The organism is Pseudomonas sp. PS01298, assembly GCF_029959745.1.
Taxonomy (GTDB): Bacteria; Pseudomonadota; Gammaproteobacteria; order Pseudomonadales; family Pseudomonadaceae; genus Aquipseudomonas; species Aquipseudomonas aylmerensis.
In genome coordinates this window covers 38,341-53,142 of record NZ_JASCPP010000009.1, presented here as the reverse complement: position 1 = coordinate 53,142, position 14,802 = coordinate 38,341, and the positions used below count along the sequence as shown (strand labels likewise).

The window sequence follows — 14,802 nt, the reverse complement described above, 5'->3', positions numbered from 1 at the left end:
CTAATAAATACTTAGGTCATTTAATCGCCATTTATCTTGTGGCGACAAATACTCCATTTCAGCGGAGTATGTACTCCTCACCAGTACTCCAAATCCGTTATTTGAATCAAAGTACGCAGCGATTAAGAACTTGCACCCTGGGATCGATTCAGACTTAACTTTTGTAATCAGTGGAAATACAGCCGAATCCGGCGCCTTCAGTCTTCGCTTCACGAAGTTCTGCGACATGACGTAAGCCATCGTGCGGTTTGAGCACTCAGCCTGCGTCTTCTTAATCTGAGATATCTTTTCTCGCTCAGCAGTCTTCGCCTCACCTAGATATTCAAAAAAATACCAACCCCAAGATGAACATATAACGATCACCAAACATCCTAGCGCGATTCGCATGTTCATCTCGCCGTTCTTCTCGGCCGCTTGCGTGAAACAAAAAAAAGCGGTCACACCTACTAAAAAGACACTGAGCACCGCAAGCAAAAACGCCATTTTTTCACCCTCATCAAAAGGGTGACTGTATCACCGCGCTGGCGCCCAGAGCATTTCAGATAGAGAACCTCAATCTTTCTTTCTGCCCATGGCCGCCACGCGGAACCCAATCCTGGCCTCCTTGGCCACCGCCTTCTTATTCGGCTTGCCCTTGTCGTCACCGCCGCCATTGCTGTCAATCAGGAACTGGCGCTTGGACTCCCAGGCCATCAGGGTTTCGACCATCGGGGTGTCCCATGCCACGCTCGGTGGCCAGCCCAGCCAGCCGGTGGCGATGTTGAAGATGAAGTCAACAGGGTCTACCTCGGGCCCGGCTTTTACTCGTTTCCCGCCGCCTCCTCTTTTTGCTTCGCGATCTCTTCGTCTGTCTTGCCGGCCGGATTCAGTAGCGCCTGGAGGAATGGCAGCACCTGGGCCGAAACGGTACTGAAGCCAGCTTCGAAGATCTCCTCTTCCAGCGCCTCCATGTCTTTTCGCTTGCCGGAGTCAACGCCGGTACCGGCGGCAACAATCAGTGCAACGGTGCTGATATTCCCGTGAGCGATGGCCTGCATTGCCGCGATCACGCCGCCGAAGTGACGGTTGATGTCGCGGAAGGCGCGCAGCGTAGGCTTCAGGGTGAATGTGACTTCGTCAGTGGTGATGACGACGGTGCCGTGGTTGGTCTTGGACATGCGTTGTTCTCTTTATCGAATACGTGGGGATCAGCGCCGCAGGGTTGCGGCGCTGGATGAAGTCGACCGATTAAGGCTCGACGACCTCGTACACCTCGGAGTTGATGCCCAGGGTCACGGTGCGCTTCAGCACGCCCTCGACAGTGATACCGGTCTTCTTGTTGCTCATGACCTTCGCGGCCATGTAGTCGGTCTCGCCATCGACGTACACCACCTTGATCGGGTAGTCGAAGCGGGAGCGGTCGAGGAATGCAGCCACCAGCGCCAGCTGCCCCTCGTCACCGGCATCAAAGCCGATGGACAGCTCGACCGATCCGGCGTCAGCCAGGCCTTTGAGGTGGCGTGCGCGCCCTTCGGCCAAGCCGGCGAAAGACACGTCGTTGATGGTGTCGCCGTAGTCGCCGATGCTCTCGACCTCGCCGACTTCGACGTAAACCAAAGCAGCCAGCAGCGCGATAGCGGCTGCGTGGTCCTTTGGCAGATCAGCAGTGAGGCGCGGACCGATATAAATTCGCGTGCCAGCGCCGGTATTGATAGACATAGGGAGTCCTCCTGGGGACAGGTGATGTAGCCGCAGCGCGGCGTTGGTTCAGCGGTTTAGTGTTGGGTGATGATTCGGAGGGTGACGGACCCCTGGTAGGTGATGCAGTCGGGCTCCGGCGTTGATTGCTTGCGGATGACGCGAATCGAAACGACCCGCCCCGAGTTAGGCGGAAGCTGAAGCGGCCTTTCGTGAGTCGCCGCGTCGATCTCGGACATAATTCGCTTCACCTCCTCTTGCCCCTCGAAGTCAGACCAGACCGTCAGATAGAGCAGTCTTATGTCGCGTCTACCGGCCAGCGGGTCGTCGTTGCTGGAGATTTCCGAACCGATGGTGACGTATGGAAGCGGCGTGTTCATTGGCACGTGGTCGTAGGTTTTGCAGGAAACGACCTCTTCCTTGAGCCTGTCGAGCAACGCAACCTGCAGCGCAAAGGACGGATCAGCCATCGCCCAAACCCTCGGCCGCGCGCTTCAGCGTGTTGCTGACCGCGTGACTGATGCTCGCCAGGATGAACTCCTTGTTCACGTCGTACGCCGGACGCAGCCAGGGGTGAGCTGGGCGCGCCGGGATCTTCGGGTACTTACCGAAAAAGTGAGCACCGTCAGATTTGTTGGTTGCGCGCTTGTTGCGACCGCCCGCCCGCTTACCCTCGGCGTAGCCCTTGGTGCCGTATTCGATGAAGCGAAGGTAATAGAAACGCTTGTTGGCTTTCTTCCCGCGCAGACCGATCTCGGCATCAAGACCGCTCTTCGAAACGAAAGCTGTCAGAGCAGCCGCGCCATCCCCGCTATCCTTGGGAACAAACTCCCTCATCGTTGCCAAGAGCCTGTCCGCCGCCTCCTGCATCGCCGGCTTCAATTCGTTGTCGAGCTGGGTATGGATGTTGCGAAGCGTCTTCCTCAGCTTGAAGTCGCCGGACATCCGGGATCTGCGGGCTGCCATGTCTTACTCCTCGGCAGCTGCCTTGGACTTCGTAGGCTTTTCGGCAGGTGGCGCCGGCGCAACCTCTACAGGCACCGGCTCTACCAGCTTGCGGTCAATCAACGACTGGGCATCGCCAGCACCGACGACAAACTCATCGCCCGCGACTTTGCGGCCCATGGGGCCAGAGATACTGGCCAAGGCACGTACTTTCATTTTGATAACCTCTAGGGGTTGGTGACGCTCGAGCACAACAGCCGGAGCATCGCGGGATCTCGGTCCGGCAACGCCGCACCGATCAGGTAGGTTCCGATTTGGCTTACTAGGCGCATGCCGGCGACCACATCAGCCCGGTACCGGATTTTGATTTCAGCGGTGACAATTGCTTCAAGGCGGTCCGCCACTGGGGCAGTACGCCCGGTTGGAATGGAGATTTCAGCCCAAACCTTACAGATCTCAACCCAGGTTACGGGGCGCCCACCACCTGGTCGTTCGACCGACTGAGACTGCATTAAGGTGCAGTGCTTGTTCATTGAGCCCGCCCGCATTCACACCCCCCAGCCGACGCGATAAGGTGTCAGCAGCGAACGCGACCCCATAGGCAGCTCGCTCGAAATGGTTCCGACCACAACGTCCTCCCGGTTCGCGTACAGATTGCCAAGGATCAAAAGGCAGGCTGCTCGAACAGAGGGATTAATCAGGATCGGATTAACTCCGCCTGTGCCGTCCAAAACCGCAGCCGTCAACGCGTCTTCGTCACCATAAAAACGCCGATTCATGAACTGAGCAGCACTATCTTCTGCAGCCGCCAACAGCAGCTCAACATGTGCGCGGTCGTCTTCCTCCGCACGCACATGCTGCATGGCCTCGTCGGTTGGGATTGCGTTCATGTCATGCCTTTGGATTCTTATCAGTGGCCAGGCCTGCGGCGATGAGCGACACAGCATCGTGCTTAGGTGACTTGTAGCCGGCACCGCCAGCACGACGCACTTCTTGACCGTCGAGATAGCTTCGCAATGGGTAGATGGTGACCTCGGCAGTCTTGGCGCCTTCCGACGACAAGGCTTCAAGGGCGGCTTCATCGGAGGCAGCCAAGGCGGGATCTGTCGATGCTTTGGCCTCAGCAGGCGGAATGCCAACTTGACCTACTGCTTCACCAGCATCAGCCGACAAGTTGTCAGCCACTGGTGCGGCCTCGTGTGCTTGCGGCGTGCCTGTCGCCGGTTCGGGCGCTACAGCTTTGTCCGTAGCGTTTGTGGAGGTACGGGCCATTTGATGTTCTCCTGGAAAGCGAGGCCGCGCTCGGGCGGCGCTCTGTGGTGTGATATCAGGCGGCGGTCAGCTCACCGGTCACGAAGGCTTCAGGGCGATACACGGCGAAGGCCAATCGCTCTTCAGCGCGGATCGTCACCATGTTGTTTTCGAAGTCCTTGTCGTTCTCGGTCGAGACCAGCACTTCGATGCCCATGCGATCGTAGATCTGCGCGGCCAAGCTGAAGGCGCCCACCAGGAACTGGTCCTGAACAATCGCCTGGGTCTCTACAACAGGCAGATTCCAAAGGCGCGGCGCGGTACCGTCCTGAGGCTTGCCAATGATGTAGCGGCCCTCGCCATCCTTCAGCAACTCGATAGCGGCCCAATCGATAGGGTTGAGCACGATGCCAGTCGACGGAAACTCGGCCAACATCGCCTGAAGCAGTGCCAGTCGAATTCGGTCGATCCGCTGTTCGGCCTCGACTACGATGCCTGTCGGCGGCGCATAAGCTTGCGCTTGCGGAATGATGCCCTTGAGGTTGTTTCCTGTGCCGTTGCCGTAGAGCAACTGAGCCTCCTCGGCCAGCAGCAGGCCGTAACGGGCACGGGCGTCGATGTAGCTTTGCAGAGCTGCCGCATCATCCAGAATCTGGCGGCTGCCTTTGAAAAGGTGCGCGATGGTACGCACGTTGGCATTTTCGAGTGCGAAGGTTAGATCGCTGTAAGGCTTGGCCATCCCCTCGCCCACGATTGCCGCATTGTTCGTAAAGCCTGTTTCACGAACGTACTCAACAGCATTGGCTCCGGTCGTGCCAGGCGCGACCAGGTCGCGAATAGTGAGACGGCGCTGGGGCGCCAGAATCACTCCAACCCGCTCAGGCTGGACCAACGCGCCACCAGAAGTCGGCACTGAAGTGATTGCAGCGCGGGGTACTTCTACGCGACGAGAACCGCGAAACGAGCTGGTGACGCCTTCTTCGGCCATCTTTGCCGATACCAACGCGCCTGCAGATTGCTGTACCTCCGGCTCATGCTGTTTGCCAGCATTGACCAGCTTTTGCTCAGCATCCTGCATACGGGCCTGCAGCTCGCCCTGCTTCATCAGCAGCTCGTCTACCTTGCCACGGGTTTCGGCCTGCATTTCACCGGAGGCCTTGATTTCCTTCTCGGTGCGCTCGGCGTAGGTTTTGATCTGGTCACCGACAGCTTTCAGGTCGGCCTGGGTTTGCTTCTGGGAAGCTTCAATGGCGGAAAGATCTACAGGCATGGTTTTGTCCTTTCAGAAATGAAAAAACCGCCACGCGGGCGGTTGATAGTCGATTGCGATTCCAGCCGTTCAGCAGCCGGGGATGAGGCTCCGGAGTGCCGACGCCTGGCTTGCGGTTTCTTCAAACGCAGATACATCAAGGGCAGCGCTAGGCTTGCCCGGCACGACAGCGCGAGGCGTGTCGCCGCCAGCAGCGTTATGCGTGCTGGTCTTGATTTCAGAAATGAGCTTGCGCCGCTCACTACGCGGCATACCGGATTTCGCCAGTGCGGCGTCCAGCTTGCGGGCCGAGTGGGCCTGCGAGCTTTCTTCGCTCGGAGCTTGCTCAACCTCGGAAGCAGAGATCAGTCCGGTGGCGAAGCCCTTCTCGACGGCATTCGACCCATTCATGTAGGTCTCGGCGTCGAGCATCTTCTCCACCGCCACCTCGTCCTGACCGCTGGTGTCCGCGTAAAGGCTGATCATCGCGCGATCGAACTCTTCCATCGTGTCGGCCAGTTCGCGAATCGCGTGTCGGTTGCCAGCGAAGTACGTCCAGCAATTGTGGATCATCAGGAAGGCAGTCTTCGCGACTTCGCGCTTGGTGCCGGCCATAGCGATGACAGAAGCCGCCGACGCCGCCAGACCCAGCACCTTGGTGGTGACGTCCTGAGAGTGCTCGAGCAGGCGGTTGTAAATCGCGATGCCCTCGAACATATCGCCGCCCGGAGAATTGATATAAACCGTCACCGGCTTATCGCCGATAGCTCGCAAGGCTGCATCCACACGTTTGAGGGTTACACCCTCCCCGTACCAGTCTTCACCGATGATGCCGTACATGGTGATGGTGTCGGTGCCGGCTTCCAGCGCAGCGCGCAGATCCGGGTTCCACAGATCAAGCGCGCGAGGGCTCAACTCACAGTTGAAGCTGCGAGCATTGATGTTCAGTGGCATGTTTACTCCTGATCCTGGCCGAGCCAGTTCTTCAAAGCGGCCTGAGCGGCCTGGCTATCGGTGGACGTACCCAACTGATCAATGGGAGCCAAGTTAGTCTGTACGGTAAGCACTGCGGCATTGCCGCCATGACGTGGAAGATTCTCTTTAACCCGGCACTCGTCGCGGGTCATGATCCCGTTTTGGGTCATCTTGCTGTACCACTCGGCGCGTCCGGCGCTGTCAGCCTTGAGAAACGCTTCCAGCGAGAATTCCGCGTAGTACGACTGGCGCTCCACCGGTGTCAGCAGACGCTTGTTCACACACTGCTGGATCTGACTGGTGATGGAGCTGATGCTAAATGTCAGGAACGCGATCATCTGCTGTTCAAGACCGGTCCCCCAGTTGCTGCCGGAATCCGTCTTGCCCACCATCCAAGGCGGAACGCCAAACCAGCGGCAAACCTCCTCAATGCTGTACGCACGGGACTCAAGCAGTTGAGCGTCAACTGGGTTGATGCCAATCGACTCCGGTGTGATGCCCTGCTCAAGTACCGGCGAACGGCCGGCGTTAAGCGCACCCGAAACCTGCTTTACATAGTCCCGGAACTCTTCGCGCTGCTCAGGCTTTAGTACCCGGTCGACCTTGAAGGCCACCGCGGGTAACAAGCCATTTTTGAAAGTGCCGTTTGCCGCGTCATCCGCCGACATGGCAGCACCGAAAACATCTGCTCCGTAGCGGATGGCCGATAGGCCCACCCGACCGTCCAAGCTGAACGCAGGGATATGCAGTATGTTCGGGCGCTCGATCTGACGCCGCGCACCTTTGCGTGGCCGGTACCAATAGGTGATCCGGCCATCATCATCCAGGTCCAGATCTACCCGGCCCGGTAAGAGGAAGTCCAGCGCAACGATACGGCTCCCGGAGCGGTGGATCTCTGCGAAGGCATTTCCGCGCAGCAGCATCGACGCCACCATCGCTTGCCAGAACTGAAAGGCGGTCATGTCCTCATTCGGGCTGGTGTGGATGATGTCGTAGAGGCCGAAGTCCCGAGCGTCCTTGCGACCGCCATCGGGCTCCCTCCGGTAGACGCCCATTGGTAGACCTGCAACTGATGTCGAAATGATCCGTACGCACGACCAAACCGCGGACAACTGCATCGCATTGTCGACGGTCACCGTCTTGCCCGAGCTGGATTGGCCGCCGATAAACTGACTCCAGAACCCGCCATCGCTCAGCTTTATGGATTTGCCGAACCATTCACCCAGCGAGGCGCTGGGTGCTCTCGCAGCGCGATCTATCACGGCCGATAAGGATCTATTCACCTGTCAGCCCCTTGCGCAAAAAGCCTGCTATGAGAAGCAGCGAAACTGCGCCAGCCAGCAATGCCCAGCCCAATCCAAGCAGGACGTACACACCGGAAACCGCCAGAGCGAGTCCGGCCAAAGCGGTCAGAATGAATATGAGAAGTGGATTCATACGATAATTGGGTCCCGAATGGCGGCCATGAAGTCGTCATTCCCCCGGCCTTCAGGGTTCAAGGAAATCAGGGTCACTGCGTTAAAAAGAGCCATCAACGGGTCAATCTTGGCCGACCCGCTGGCTTGCTTGGTGATGAGGATCGAGTTGGCGCGCGGCTCGACTTTGGCGTTACCTACACACCAGGCCATCATCGGCTGACCACCGTGCTTCATTCCGCCTTCGGCCAGCTTGCGCTCAGCAGTCTTGATAGCACCGCCAAGCTTCCACCCCTGACTCACGGCTGCGATCTTCTCCGGTGGAATATCACGCTCAATCATCGCGTCGTAAATTGCGCCGATTCCCACCGGGTCACAGCCCACCTTGTCCAAAAGACCTGACGCCTCAATCTGCTCGACGAGGTCGGCAACGTCATTGACGTCATCACCAATACGGGTGGACAACGTAAGGTTTCCTTGCTTCTCAAAATCGTGGAATCGGGGAGCCTCTGCTTTGCGTCGTTCCAGCACCGAAGGGTGGGCCCAAGCATGAGTCCAAACGAGCCAGTCGCGGGTCCGCTTGTCGCGCCCGACCGCTGCAAAACCAAGCAAGTCATCGAGGCCGCCGCCATCAATCCCGACGGCGATCACCTCAGACATTTCGATTAGCAAATCCAGCGTAAGCACTGGCACTGCAGCCGCCTCCCAGAAGTCGGCCCCCGCCCAGCGGCTGGACAGTAAGGCCAGACCGATCTCTACATTCATGTGCTTGGCGAGAAAGTCGCGTATGGCCTCCTCTCCGGTCTCCCGGGCTTCCTGGTACTTTTGCTCAATGACCTGCTGGTCAACCGATACCCCCCAATTAGGGTTCGTGACGTAGGCGTTCGACAGATCCTTATGCAGGTCCTTTTCGATCATCCACTTTGGAAACTCGTAAATGATCGGCAGGAACCGCTTGTCAATGATCCTTCCGTCCCGGACGCCGCGTGCGTAGTCCAGTTTGGCTTTGAAGACGCCAGCGGGCGGCGAGGCCGACTGAGTAGTGCAATAAAAGACGAAACCCTCAGGCCGCGAAGCCAAGCCACCAGTGGCCTCCGTCAACATGGTTGCAGACTTGGCCTGTTTGCCAAATTCATGCAGCTCGTCGATGAAGACGCCAATCGCTTTCTTTCCCGTAACCGTCGCGCTGTCCGCGGCGACGACTTTGAGCGTCGCCTGGTTGAGCCGGTCCGTGACGGTTCGCAGATGCTCCTGCTCATGGAAGCGGGCCTCAAGCTCTTCGTCCGCCTTGATCATGTCGCGGATCGGCTTGTACGCGTTGTCTGCAGCTTCCTTCGTTGGCGCAAGGATGATGAACTCACCAGAGGCCCGAGCATTCAGGATCAGTGCGGTGAGCATGATGCCGGCCGCAATAGTACTTTTACCGTTCTTCTTGCTGACCATCAAAAAGTAGTTAGTGATCAGGCGTCGCCTGGCTTCCTGATCGTAAGAGCCAAACAGCACCGCAACGAGATCGAGCACCCATGGCTGGCACGTTTCACCCATCAACGGGCTGCCAGTCGCATCCACCATCCTCAGGTTGCAGAAGACATCAAGGGCATCATCGGCCTGATCTTGAAATATCGGTGCCAGGGGCATGATCGACTGGCGGTCAGCAATGCGAGACTCCCAGTCAGGGCAAGCGGTCGTCCACTCCATTACTTCACCGCCCTAAGCTGACCCGGCTTGCGTAAGCCAAACCTGCCAGACGCTACCTGCTCGGCAGCCTCTTGGACCTGTTCTTTCTTTCCCTTTTCGCCTGGTTTACTGACTGTGAAACTTGCCAGCGCTTTTGCAGCATCCAATCTAAGTTTCGGATCTATTTCTTCGTCCAACATCATTGACTTGAAGAAATACAAAGGGTCGTCATCCAAATTTACGGGAGGGCTAACTGCCCGCTCAATGCGCTTACTCGCAGGCAGTGCCCCGCGGACTACCCCTTCTGGCGTGCTGGGGTTAACACCCGCTTTAACATGGGTTTTAACATCAGCTTTAACATCCGTTTTGACAGGAAAAAGCGCGTTGAGCTTGTGCAGCTCACGAACCACGTCTGGGTCTTTCGCGAGCCTAGAACCAGCTGCGGACGCCGTCTTTTCAGGACATCCGGCCGCTATGGCCGCATCTTTATTAGACGCACCTTCCCTAACCGCGACGATGAAAGCGCGCTTTTTGGAGGTGAGTGCCATCTTTAACAGAATCCTGTGAGGGGGAAAAAATCTCTAAATGAGATCGGGGGCGGTGTCCGAGGCGAAAGGTCCCACGGTTTTGACCCACCCCACCGGGGCAGTGGCGTGCCGCACCACAACAGTGCGATTTGGGTCAGGTTTCCGGGCCATCGGCACGACCGACCTAACAGCCCGCCCCAACAGCCGACTCCACCGCAGTCTTCGTCTTGTGGCACGGGACACAAAGCGACTGGAGGTTGGCGTCATCGTCAGTGCCGCCCTGGGCAATGTTGATGACGTGGTCAACCTCTAGATCGAGAGTGACCAGGCCGCAGGACTGACACGTGTATTTGTCACGCAAGAGAATCGACTCTCGCTTGCGCCGCCACGGGCGCCCGCCACGGCCAGAACCCCAGCCGCCTCCTGCCTCAGGAGCAACCGGCGCTGCGTACTGTCGGCCCTCAGCCTGATTCATTCGAGGCTTGAGCGTCGTAAGTCGGGACATCACCAACCTCCTACCATCTTGGCGCCGAGCGCAAAACCAGCCAGAAAAACAGCGGCTACCAGCATTACTGCGAATCCATCTGCGTGCGGCATTGACCCGCCGCGCATAGCCGGCGGCTCAGGCGGCGGCTTATAACCTGCAGACCTGCCCGGCCACTCAGTAGTAGGTGGAGGGTTGCGGTATGGAGGCTTCTGACTATTCACCTACGTCAACCAGCTTCGGCTCAACCCGTACATCACCCCAGGCGTAATGGCTGTCGAGGCGCTCTGTTCCGGGGATAATCTCAAGCGGGTCGTGGTGGGCAATGATCAGCCCAAGCTGGGTGTCAGCGAAGGTGACGTGGTTCACCTTGAAACCATCGAGATACACGTCGCGTGCGCCTCGTCCATCATCGACGGTATGGACGTGGTCCTGGGCGAAGTAGTCGGTCTCTGCCTTGGTGCTACTCATGATAAGTCATCCGCTCAAGCTGGATGGCCAGCAGCGCATCAAGGTGAGTGCCGAGCCGGTTGCATAGTGTTGTGTCCTGCTTGGCACCTGTCTCCGCCATCTGCTGATGCTCGTCGCGCAGCATGCGTACCGTTGATTCAATGGCCTGCTCCAATGGATCAAGGCTGAGGCCGACGACTTCGCCCAGAGTGGCGGTGACAGTCTCAACTGTAGGTGCGCAGCATGCAGGGCGGAACATCAACCGGTTTCCCATGTATTTATCCGGCATGAGTGCCAGGTCACCGCTGTTGGTTAGGCCTTCGAGCAGGACCATGGCCTGCCGAGCCTCAGCACTGAACTCCACAGGTTTGCCGCGCCAGTTGCGACCAACGACGTGCACGTTATCGGGTTGGCTCATTGCGCTCTCCGGACTTGCTGAAGGGTTGCGAAAGGGTGGACGTTGGCGGCTCATCGGGCTACTCGACGGTTGCGTCAGGCCAGATAGCCCTGACGAATGCCAGCGCTCCAGCGTGGTCGTGGGCTTCCGGCATGATCATTGGGAACGGTGGATAGCCTGGTGTGGTGACCAGCCATGACTTCTTCACTTGATCACCACCGTGAAGCCGCGTGCGATGGTGGCCGCTACCTTGTCGTAATCGGGATCTAGGCCTGTCAGATCACTGAACAGTTGAACGCCGTAGATGTACGGCATTACCCACCAGGCGCGCTTGATGGTGATGATAAGGCTGATGTTGGCCATGCGCGGCTCCAATACCACGCCACGATTTGACGCATTCGAAAACGTGGCGCGAGATAGGTAGCCAAGTCTGGCTTAGGGATTGCAGGTCGATCGCTGTAGCTTCAGAGCGTCGGTAATCTGACGCGATGGCAACCAAACAATGTTCAGGAACTCGGCGATACGCTTGTTCAGCCCACCGGAGATGTAACGTGTCAACTCTCAATGAAATCGCAATGAACCACTCGAGAATGACCAAGGCAAAGGAAGACCCCGCGACCAAGTTAAGCGAGCGACAGCTTCAAGTAGTCAGCGATTTCGAAATCCTAGCCGTTGATACGCAACAGCTGAATTCTTTCCGTCTCTCGATCACTACGCAGGACAGTTCGATTGATCAAGGCGCAGGCTATTCACTCTGACTGCGCATGATCTGCGCGTCCACCTGGTCTGCGCAGGTGTCCAGCAGGTTCACTGCCCTATCCTTCAACGCCCATAGATCACCATTCAGAGCGAGATCGTCCTCGCTCTCAGCGATCCGCTCACATGGGATCAGCTCAGGGGGTTCGAGCCTTACTGCTGTTGTCTTTACCACCACCGGCGGCTGGCTTCCCGCGCAGGCCGTCAGGCAGAGGCTGAGCAGCCCAATCACGAACAGGCTTACTGTTGCGCTTGAGTTCTTCAAAGTCTTTCCTCGCCTTCTCGGCTTTCTTCTCGCTGGCCTTGATTCGCTTGGCCAGGTCAGCGGTGTAAGCGGCGTTGCGAAGGGCCTCGGCGCGCAGCGTGGTGATGGTGGCCTGGCTCTCAGCGTTCGCGTCGACGGCTTTCTTTTTCTCGGTCGCCTCAAACTGCACTTCGGTGCGCAGGGCGATAACCCGGTACTGCTGGATGCCGACGAGCAGAATGCCGACCAGCGCGATGATGATTGCCGCAGCGATCGCCTTCATGCTGAGTCCGCCTTTCTGCCCAAGAACCTGATGATCAGGTCACGGATCGCCGTCACGCCGATGAAACCAATGGCACCGCCGGCTGCAACCGAAAGACTGGGCGGCCACTCCATCCATTCAATGATGCTGCTGGCCGAAAGGCTCAGGGCTCCGCAGATCAGGGCTTCGAACACGATCCGCCACTTGTTGGGCTCTTTGGCCTCATAGAGCACACGCAACAAGGTGATCGTGAACGCCATGATTGCGCCCTGCCAGAGCGGCGTGCTGAGGACGAGCCACACCTGCGCCCAGAAGTCAGGGTTCTTGTCCGGCATAGGTTTCATCCGCTGTCCTCCCTTTCGGGGAGCGTGATAGATCGGCCCCATCAGCACTCCCGGCCATAGCAACGGGTGTGGTGGAGCCGAAAACAAAAAAAGCCCCGACATATGCCGAGGCTCGAAATAGGTGTGAGGGTATTTCCCCTCGGTCCATCAGCGCTACCCGCGAGGTAATGGAGCATGGGCACGCTGATTGCGGGTGTTCTGTAGCACGCGCGACTACCGGCTATACCGCGTCCAGGCCTTCCCGAAGGACCACCCTGGCAATGGTCTACCCACAAAAACGAAGGCATAAAAAAACCCCGCACTAGGCAGGGTCAGGCGTATCACTAGATACAAAGGGAAATCTATGGATCCTTATGATTGAGAGAGCCGCCACAAATATAGGGGCTCAGGTCAATCGGATCAAAAAGGCCCAACACATGGTCGGGCCGTCTGCCAGCCCTGGAACAGCTCCCAAGCGAGAGGGAATGGAGAGCTAACCAGAGAAAGCAGTCTCAATAATGCCTAAGTGCCACTACACAAGCAAGAGGCGATGACATTGAACCGGCCAATACGCCTAGAAGGATCACCCAGCTCAGAGCGCAACCCTCCTAGTGCCGCTGTCCAATACGCCCCCCCCCTAGGGTATCTTGCGCGCCTTATTGACTAGGAGATTCTCGTGATGAGGGTAAAACGCACCTTGGAAACTGATCAGTTTGAGGTTCAAAACGATGCAGGAAAAATCTACACAATCGTTGAAGAGACTCAGCAGAACGGTCGCATCTCAAGCGGCACGACAGAGTGGGAAGACGGAACCAAATCCTATCGCATCATGGACAACGGCTATGCCAATAGGCTCAGCGAGACGACATTCCATAACTCCCGAACAGGCGAAACCTTGATTCGCTCTTTGCGCCACTGAGTCAAAACTCAAACGTGAACCGCTGAACCTGCAGGCTGCGAAATCGGCATCTAGAAACGAAAGAGGCCTGCACTGTGGTGGGGCTCAGAATTTTTGTTCATCTCTCATAACGCGCAAGATCGACATGATCGGGTTAATTTACGGCCAGTCGGCCAATGGGTCAAGCGGCATCTACAAAGATTTGTTCGCTGTCGAATATCTCGGTCGCATGGATCACGGCCTGCTCTTCGAGCTTCTCCAAACGCTTGTGGATTCCGCCTCGCCAGTTGCGACGAGTGCGCTCCGGGGAGCCAGCCAGATCCCAGGTGTTCATGTCGTAGAACTCGGGAGGCAGCACGATCATGTCGGTGGAGCGCTTGCCGACCTGCACGCCTTTCAGCTTCGGTATGGCCCAGGCAGTCAGAGCCTTATAGATGAACAGCTGAGGCGCCGGGGAAACCATGCGAGCTACGAGGCGGCCAATGGCCCCGACCTTGTTGGCCTTATGGGTTGAGTACTTTGCCACCAGCACATCCCATTGAGCTGGCTCAAGCTGCCGGTGAAGCAGCGCGTAAAGGCAGCAGTCGTAATCGAACTTGTCACGCACTGACAGCGTGCTGCCGGTGCCACCCTGGCGAAGGTCGGCGTCGATCAGCTTCTGCCATGACTGCTTCGTGCTGTTGTCGATGTTGTCGGCGGCCAGTACGCGTACCAGGGTGCCCATCACGTCTTTATAGATACCCATCGATCAATCCCCTGTGTAGTTCGATCCGCCGGCGCCGCGACGGTTGTTCTGTTCGTATTGCTCGTGGGCTCCGCCGATAACGCGGCGATCCTTGGCGATCTCGGAGAGCGCGTCTTTCAAGCGAGCGTTCAGCACCCGCACCACATCGCTCAACGGAAGAGTCTGGAGTGTATGACCGCAGACCCATCCAGAGCCCAGGCAGTGATCGCACTCGAGGTAATGGAAAAGCCCGAGCAGTTCGCCCTTTCCTAAACAGATGTTGCACTCGACGATGAATTTCAGTTCGCGGCGGAAGGCTGGGCCGTGGGACTTCTTCATTGAGCCTCCAGCAGCTGCTCGTGCAGGCGGTAGACGTTTGGGCCATCACCATGCGGCCAATGCTCCACCGAAAGCTCTTTGCCGGTTTGCATGGTCAGCACCAGGTGCTTGCCTCCATTCCAGTTCTCGTACCGCATTGAGCTGACTTCGGCTGGATTCACGGCGAGGCCGGATGCCTTATCGAGCAAAATCATCATTTTTAAACCTCG

28 protein-coding genes are annotated in these 14,802 nt (G+C 57.7%); 2 read left to right on the top strand and 26 right to left on the bottom strand.

The window, feature by feature from the left end; all coding sequences use genetic code 11:
- From QMX97_RS06355 to QMX97_RS06260, 20 genes are all read right to left on the bottom strand, one after another.
- Complete coding sequence (locus tag QMX97_RS06355; protein WP_169912386.1) at positions 1 to 483, bottom strand: hypothetical protein; 483 nt, start codon at positions 481 to 483, stop codon at positions 1 to 3.
- Between the two features lie 69 nt (positions 484 to 552).
- Complete coding sequence (locus QMX97_RS06350; protein WP_282396518.1) at positions 553 to 708, bottom strand: hypothetical protein; 156 nt, start codon at positions 706 to 708, stop codon at positions 553 to 555.
- 92 nt (positions 709 to 800) lie between these two features.
- Complete coding sequence (locus tag QMX97_RS06345; RefSeq protein WP_282396517.1) at positions 801 to 1,157, bottom strand: hypothetical protein; 357 nt, start codon at positions 1,155 to 1,157, stop codon at positions 801 to 803.
- A gap of 70 nt (positions 1,158 to 1,227) precedes the next feature.
- A complete protein-coding gene (locus tag QMX97_RS06340) occupies positions 1,228 to 1,698 on the bottom strand; it encodes a hypothetical protein (protein ID WP_282396516.1) in 471 nt (156 codons plus the stop codon).
- 56 nt (positions 1,699 to 1,754) lie between these two features.
- Positions 1,755 to 2,147, bottom strand: a complete 393-nt coding sequence (locus QMX97_RS06335; RefSeq protein ID WP_169912390.1) for a DUF3168 domain-containing protein — start codon at positions 2,145 to 2,147, stop codon at positions 1,755 to 1,757.
- Complete coding sequence (locus tag QMX97_RS06330) at positions 2,140 to 2,643, bottom strand: HK97-gp10 family putative phage morphogenesis protein (protein ID WP_282396515.1); 504 nt, start codon at positions 2,641 to 2,643, stop codon at positions 2,140 to 2,142. The genes QMX97_RS06335 and QMX97_RS06330 overlap by 8 nt, the downstream gene beginning before the upstream one ends.
- 3 nt (positions 2,644 to 2,646) lie before the next feature.
- The gene (locus tag QMX97_RS06325; RefSeq protein WP_282396514.1) at positions 2,647 to 2,838 is read right to left on the bottom strand and encodes a hypothetical protein; all 192 of its coding nucleotides are present in this window, start codon (positions 2,836 to 2,838) and stop codon (positions 2,647 to 2,649) included.
- 11 nt (positions 2,839 to 2,849) lie between these two features.
- Positions 2,850 to 3,155, bottom strand: coding sequence for a phage head closure protein (locus tag QMX97_RS06320; RefSeq protein ID WP_282396513.1), 306 nt, complete (start codon positions 3,153 to 3,155; stop codon positions 2,850 to 2,852).
- A 15-nt stretch (positions 3,156 to 3,170) separates the two neighbouring features.
- Positions 3,171 to 3,512 (bottom strand): head-tail connector protein, encoded by a 342-nt coding sequence (locus QMX97_RS06315; RefSeq protein WP_282396512.1) that lies wholly within the window; start codon positions 3,510 to 3,512, stop codon positions 3,171 to 3,173.
- A gap of 1 nt (position 3,513) precedes the next feature.
- Positions 3,514 to 3,894 (bottom strand): hypothetical protein, encoded by a 381-nt coding sequence (locus tag QMX97_RS06310; protein WP_282396511.1) that lies wholly within the window; start codon positions 3,892 to 3,894, stop codon positions 3,514 to 3,516.
- A 55-nt stretch (positions 3,895 to 3,949) separates the two neighbouring features.
- Positions 3,950 to 5,143, bottom strand: a complete 1,194-nt coding sequence (locus tag QMX97_RS06305; protein WP_282396510.1) for a phage major capsid protein — start codon at positions 5,141 to 5,143, stop codon at positions 3,950 to 3,952.
- 69 nt (positions 5,144 to 5,212) lie between these two features.
- Positions 5,213 to 6,076: a head maturation protease, ClpP-related gene (locus QMX97_RS06300; protein WP_282396508.1), complete on the bottom strand. Its 864-nt coding sequence runs from the start codon at positions 6,074 to 6,076 to the stop codon at positions 5,213 to 5,215.
- A gap of 2 nt (positions 6,077 to 6,078) precedes the next feature.
- Positions 6,079 to 7,380, bottom strand: coding sequence for a phage portal protein (locus QMX97_RS06295; protein ID WP_282396506.1), 1,302 nt, complete (start codon positions 7,378 to 7,380; stop codon positions 6,079 to 6,081).
- Positions 7,373 to 7,534, bottom strand: coding sequence for a hypothetical protein (locus QMX97_RS06290; protein ID WP_169912398.1), 162 nt, complete (start codon positions 7,532 to 7,534; stop codon positions 7,373 to 7,375). The genes QMX97_RS06295 and QMX97_RS06290 overlap by 8 nt, the downstream gene beginning before the upstream one ends.
- Entirely contained in the window at positions 7,531 to 9,210 is a 1,680-nt protein-coding gene (locus QMX97_RS06285; RefSeq protein WP_060766222.1) for a terminase large subunit, read from the bottom strand. Before QMX97_RS06285 ends, QMX97_RS06290 begins: the two co-directional genes overlap by 4 nt.
- Positions 9,210 to 9,737, bottom strand: a complete 528-nt coding sequence (locus tag QMX97_RS06280; protein ID WP_282396501.1) for a terminase small subunit — start codon at positions 9,735 to 9,737, stop codon at positions 9,210 to 9,212. Before QMX97_RS06280 ends, QMX97_RS06285 begins: the two co-directional genes overlap by 1 nt.
- A gap of 163 nt (positions 9,738 to 9,900) precedes the next feature.
- Positions 9,901 to 10,191 (bottom strand): HNH endonuclease, encoded by a 291-nt coding sequence (locus QMX97_RS06275; protein WP_282396542.1) that lies wholly within the window; start codon positions 10,189 to 10,191, stop codon positions 9,901 to 9,903.
- A gap of 225 nt (positions 10,192 to 10,416) precedes the next feature.
- Positions 10,417 to 10,671, bottom strand: a complete 255-nt coding sequence (locus tag QMX97_RS06270; protein ID WP_282396499.1) for a hypothetical protein — start codon at positions 10,669 to 10,671, stop codon at positions 10,417 to 10,419.
- Positions 10,664 to 11,068, bottom strand: coding sequence for a hypothetical protein (locus tag QMX97_RS06265; protein WP_282396498.1), 405 nt, complete (start codon positions 11,066 to 11,068; stop codon positions 10,664 to 10,666). Before QMX97_RS06265 ends, QMX97_RS06270 begins: the two co-directional genes overlap by 8 nt.
- Positions 11,069 to 11,251: 183 nt before the next feature.
- Positions 11,252 to 11,410, bottom strand: coding sequence for a hypothetical protein (locus QMX97_RS06260; protein WP_282396497.1), 159 nt, complete (start codon positions 11,408 to 11,410; stop codon positions 11,252 to 11,254).
- A 188-nt stretch (positions 11,411 to 11,598) separates the two neighbouring features.
- Here QMX97_RS06260 and QMX97_RS06255 point away from each other — a divergent pair, with 188 nt between their 5' ends.
- Complete coding sequence (locus QMX97_RS06255) at positions 11,599 to 11,805, top strand: hypothetical protein (RefSeq protein WP_282396496.1); 207 nt, start codon at positions 11,599 to 11,601, stop codon at positions 11,803 to 11,805.
- On the opposite strand, the gene QMX97_RS06250 is transcribed toward QMX97_RS06255, so the two are convergent.
- Genes QMX97_RS06250 through QMX97_RS06240 form a run of 3 tightly spaced genes read right to left on the bottom strand, consistent with a single transcriptional unit; the run spans position 11,793 to position 12,653 of the window.
- Positions 11,793 to 11,978 carry a hypothetical protein gene (locus tag QMX97_RS06250; RefSeq protein WP_282396541.1) on the bottom strand — a complete coding sequence of 62 codons (186 nt, stop codon included), beginning with the start codon at positions 11,976 to 11,978 and terminating at the stop codon, positions 11,793 to 11,795. The genes QMX97_RS06255 and QMX97_RS06250 overlap by 13 nt on opposite strands.
- Complete coding sequence (locus tag QMX97_RS06245) at positions 11,941 to 12,330, bottom strand: hypothetical protein (protein ID WP_282396495.1); 390 nt, start codon at positions 12,328 to 12,330, stop codon at positions 11,941 to 11,943. Before QMX97_RS06245 ends, QMX97_RS06250 begins: the two co-directional genes overlap by 38 nt.
- A complete protein-coding gene (locus QMX97_RS06240; protein ID WP_282396493.1) occupies positions 12,327 to 12,653 on the bottom strand; it encodes a phage holin, lambda family in 327 nt (108 codons plus the stop codon). The genes QMX97_RS06245 and QMX97_RS06240 overlap by 4 nt, the downstream gene beginning before the upstream one ends.
- 658 nt (positions 12,654 to 13,311) lie before the next feature.
- On the opposite strand from QMX97_RS06240, the gene QMX97_RS06235 reads away from it, so the two are divergent.
- Positions 13,312 to 13,551 (top strand): hypothetical protein, encoded by a 240-nt coding sequence (locus QMX97_RS06235; protein WP_282396492.1) that lies wholly within the window; start codon positions 13,312 to 13,314, stop codon positions 13,549 to 13,551.
- A 160-nt stretch (positions 13,552 to 13,711) separates the two neighbouring features.
- Here QMX97_RS06235 and QMX97_RS06230 read toward each other — a convergent pair whose 3' ends face one another.
- From QMX97_RS06230 to QMX97_RS06220, 3 genes are read right to left on the bottom strand one after another with little or no spacing between them, the layout of a single operon-like run.
- Positions 13,712 to 14,275: a hypothetical protein gene (locus QMX97_RS06230; RefSeq protein WP_282396490.1), complete on the bottom strand. Its 564-nt coding sequence runs from the start codon at positions 14,273 to 14,275 to the stop codon at positions 13,712 to 13,714.
- A 3-nt stretch (positions 14,276 to 14,278) separates the two neighbouring features.
- Positions 14,279 to 14,593, bottom strand: coding sequence for a hypothetical protein (locus tag QMX97_RS06225; protein WP_282396488.1), 315 nt, complete (start codon positions 14,591 to 14,593; stop codon positions 14,279 to 14,281).
- The gene (locus tag QMX97_RS06220; protein WP_282396486.1) at positions 14,590 to 14,790 is read right to left on the bottom strand and encodes a hypothetical protein; all 201 of its coding nucleotides are present in this window, start codon (positions 14,788 to 14,790) and stop codon (positions 14,590 to 14,592) included. The genes QMX97_RS06225 and QMX97_RS06220 overlap by 4 nt, the downstream gene beginning before the upstream one ends.
- Between the last annotated feature and the right edge of the window lie 12 nt (positions 14,791 to 14,802).

What these genes read in the sequence shown, in the direction of transcription:
- QMX97_RS06230 (WP_282396490.1), bottom strand. Translation starts at nt 14,275, where the DNA reads ATGGGTATCTATAAAGACGTGATGGGCACCCTGGTACGCGTACTGGCC.
- QMX97_RS06345 (WP_282396517.1), bottom strand. Translation starts at nt 1,157, where the DNA reads ATGTCCAAGACCAACCACGGCACCGTCGTCATCACCACTGACGAAGTC.
- QMX97_RS06335 (WP_169912390.1), bottom strand. Translation starts at nt 2,147, where the DNA reads ATGGCTGATCCGTCCTTTGCGCTGCAGGTTGCGTTGCTCGACAGGCTC.
- QMX97_RS06270 (WP_282396499.1), bottom strand. Translation starts at nt 10,671, where the DNA reads ATGAGTAGCACCAAGGCAGAGACCGACTACTTCGCCCAGGACCACGTC.
- QMX97_RS06245 (WP_282396495.1), bottom strand. Translation starts at nt 12,330, where the DNA reads ATGAAGGCGATCGCTGCGGCAATCATCATCGCGCTGGTCGGCATTCTG.
- QMX97_RS06235 (WP_282396492.1), top strand. Translation starts at nt 13,312, where the DNA reads ATGAGGGTAAAACGCACCTTGGAAACTGATCAGTTTGAGGTTCAAAAC.
- QMX97_RS06260 (WP_282396497.1), bottom strand. Translation starts at nt 11,410, where the DNA reads ATGGCCAACATCAGCCTTATCATCACCATCAAGCGCGCCTGGTGGGTA.
- QMX97_RS06330 (WP_282396515.1), bottom strand. Translation starts at nt 2,643, where the DNA reads ATGGCAGCCCGCAGATCCCGGATGTCCGGCGACTTCAAGCTGAGGAAG.
- QMX97_RS06320 (WP_282396513.1), bottom strand. Translation starts at nt 3,155, where the DNA reads ATGAACAAGCACTGCACCTTAATGCAGTCTCAGTCGGTCGAACGACCA.
- QMX97_RS06280 (WP_282396501.1), bottom strand. Translation starts at nt 9,737, where the DNA reads ATGGCACTCACCTCCAAAAAGCGCGCTTTCATCGTCGCGGTTAGGGAA.
- QMX97_RS06220 (WP_282396486.1), bottom strand. Translation starts at nt 14,790, where the DNA reads ATGATGATTTTGCTCGATAAGGCATCCGGCCTCGCCGTGAATCCAGCC.
- QMX97_RS06350 (WP_282396518.1), bottom strand. Translation starts at nt 708, where the DNA reads ATGGTCGAAACCCTGATGGCCTGGGAGTCCAAGCGCCAGTTCCTGATT.
- QMX97_RS06290 (WP_169912398.1), bottom strand. Translation starts at nt 7,534, where the DNA reads ATGAATCCACTTCTCATATTCATTCTGACCGCTTTGGCCGGACTCGCT.
- QMX97_RS06305 (WP_282396510.1), bottom strand. Translation starts at nt 5,143, where the DNA reads ATGCCTGTAGATCTTTCCGCCATTGAAGCTTCCCAGAAGCAAACCCAG.
- QMX97_RS06340 (WP_282396516.1), bottom strand. Translation starts at nt 1,698, where the DNA reads ATGTCTATCAATACCGGCGCTGGCACGCGAATTTATATCGGTCCGCGC.
- QMX97_RS06240 (WP_282396493.1), bottom strand. Translation starts at nt 12,653, where the DNA reads ATGAAACCTATGCCGGACAAGAACCCTGACTTCTGGGCGCAGGTGTGG.
- QMX97_RS06310 (WP_282396511.1), bottom strand. Translation starts at nt 3,894, where the DNA reads ATGGCCCGTACCTCCACAAACGCTACGGACAAAGCTGTAGCGCCCGAA.
- QMX97_RS06300 (WP_282396508.1), bottom strand. Translation starts at nt 6,076, where the DNA reads ATGCCACTGAACATCAATGCTCGCAGCTTCAACTGTGAGTTGAGCCCT.
- QMX97_RS06315 (WP_282396512.1), bottom strand. Translation starts at nt 3,512, where the DNA reads ATGAACGCAATCCCAACCGACGAGGCCATGCAGCATGTGCGTGCGGAG.
- QMX97_RS06355 (WP_169912386.1), bottom strand. Translation starts at nt 483, where the DNA reads ATGGCGTTTTTGCTTGCGGTGCTCAGTGTCTTTTTAGTAGGTGTGACC.
- QMX97_RS06225 (WP_282396488.1), bottom strand. Translation starts at nt 14,593, where the DNA reads ATGAAGAAGTCCCACGGCCCAGCCTTCCGCCGCGAACTGAAATTCATC.
- QMX97_RS06265 (WP_282396498.1), bottom strand. Translation starts at nt 11,068, where the DNA reads ATGAGCCAACCCGATAACGTGCACGTCGTTGGTCGCAACTGGCGCGGC.
- QMX97_RS06325 (WP_282396514.1), bottom strand. Translation starts at nt 2,838, where the DNA reads ATGAAAGTACGTGCCTTGGCCAGTATCTCTGGCCCCATGGGCCGCAAA.
- QMX97_RS06275 (WP_282396542.1), bottom strand. Translation starts at nt 10,191, where the DNA reads ATGAATCAGGCTGAGGGCCGACAGTACGCAGCGCCGGTTGCTCCTGAG.
- QMX97_RS06285 (WP_060766222.1), bottom strand. Translation starts at nt 9,210, where the DNA reads ATGGAGTGGACGACCGCTTGCCCTGACTGGGAGTCTCGCATTGCTGAC.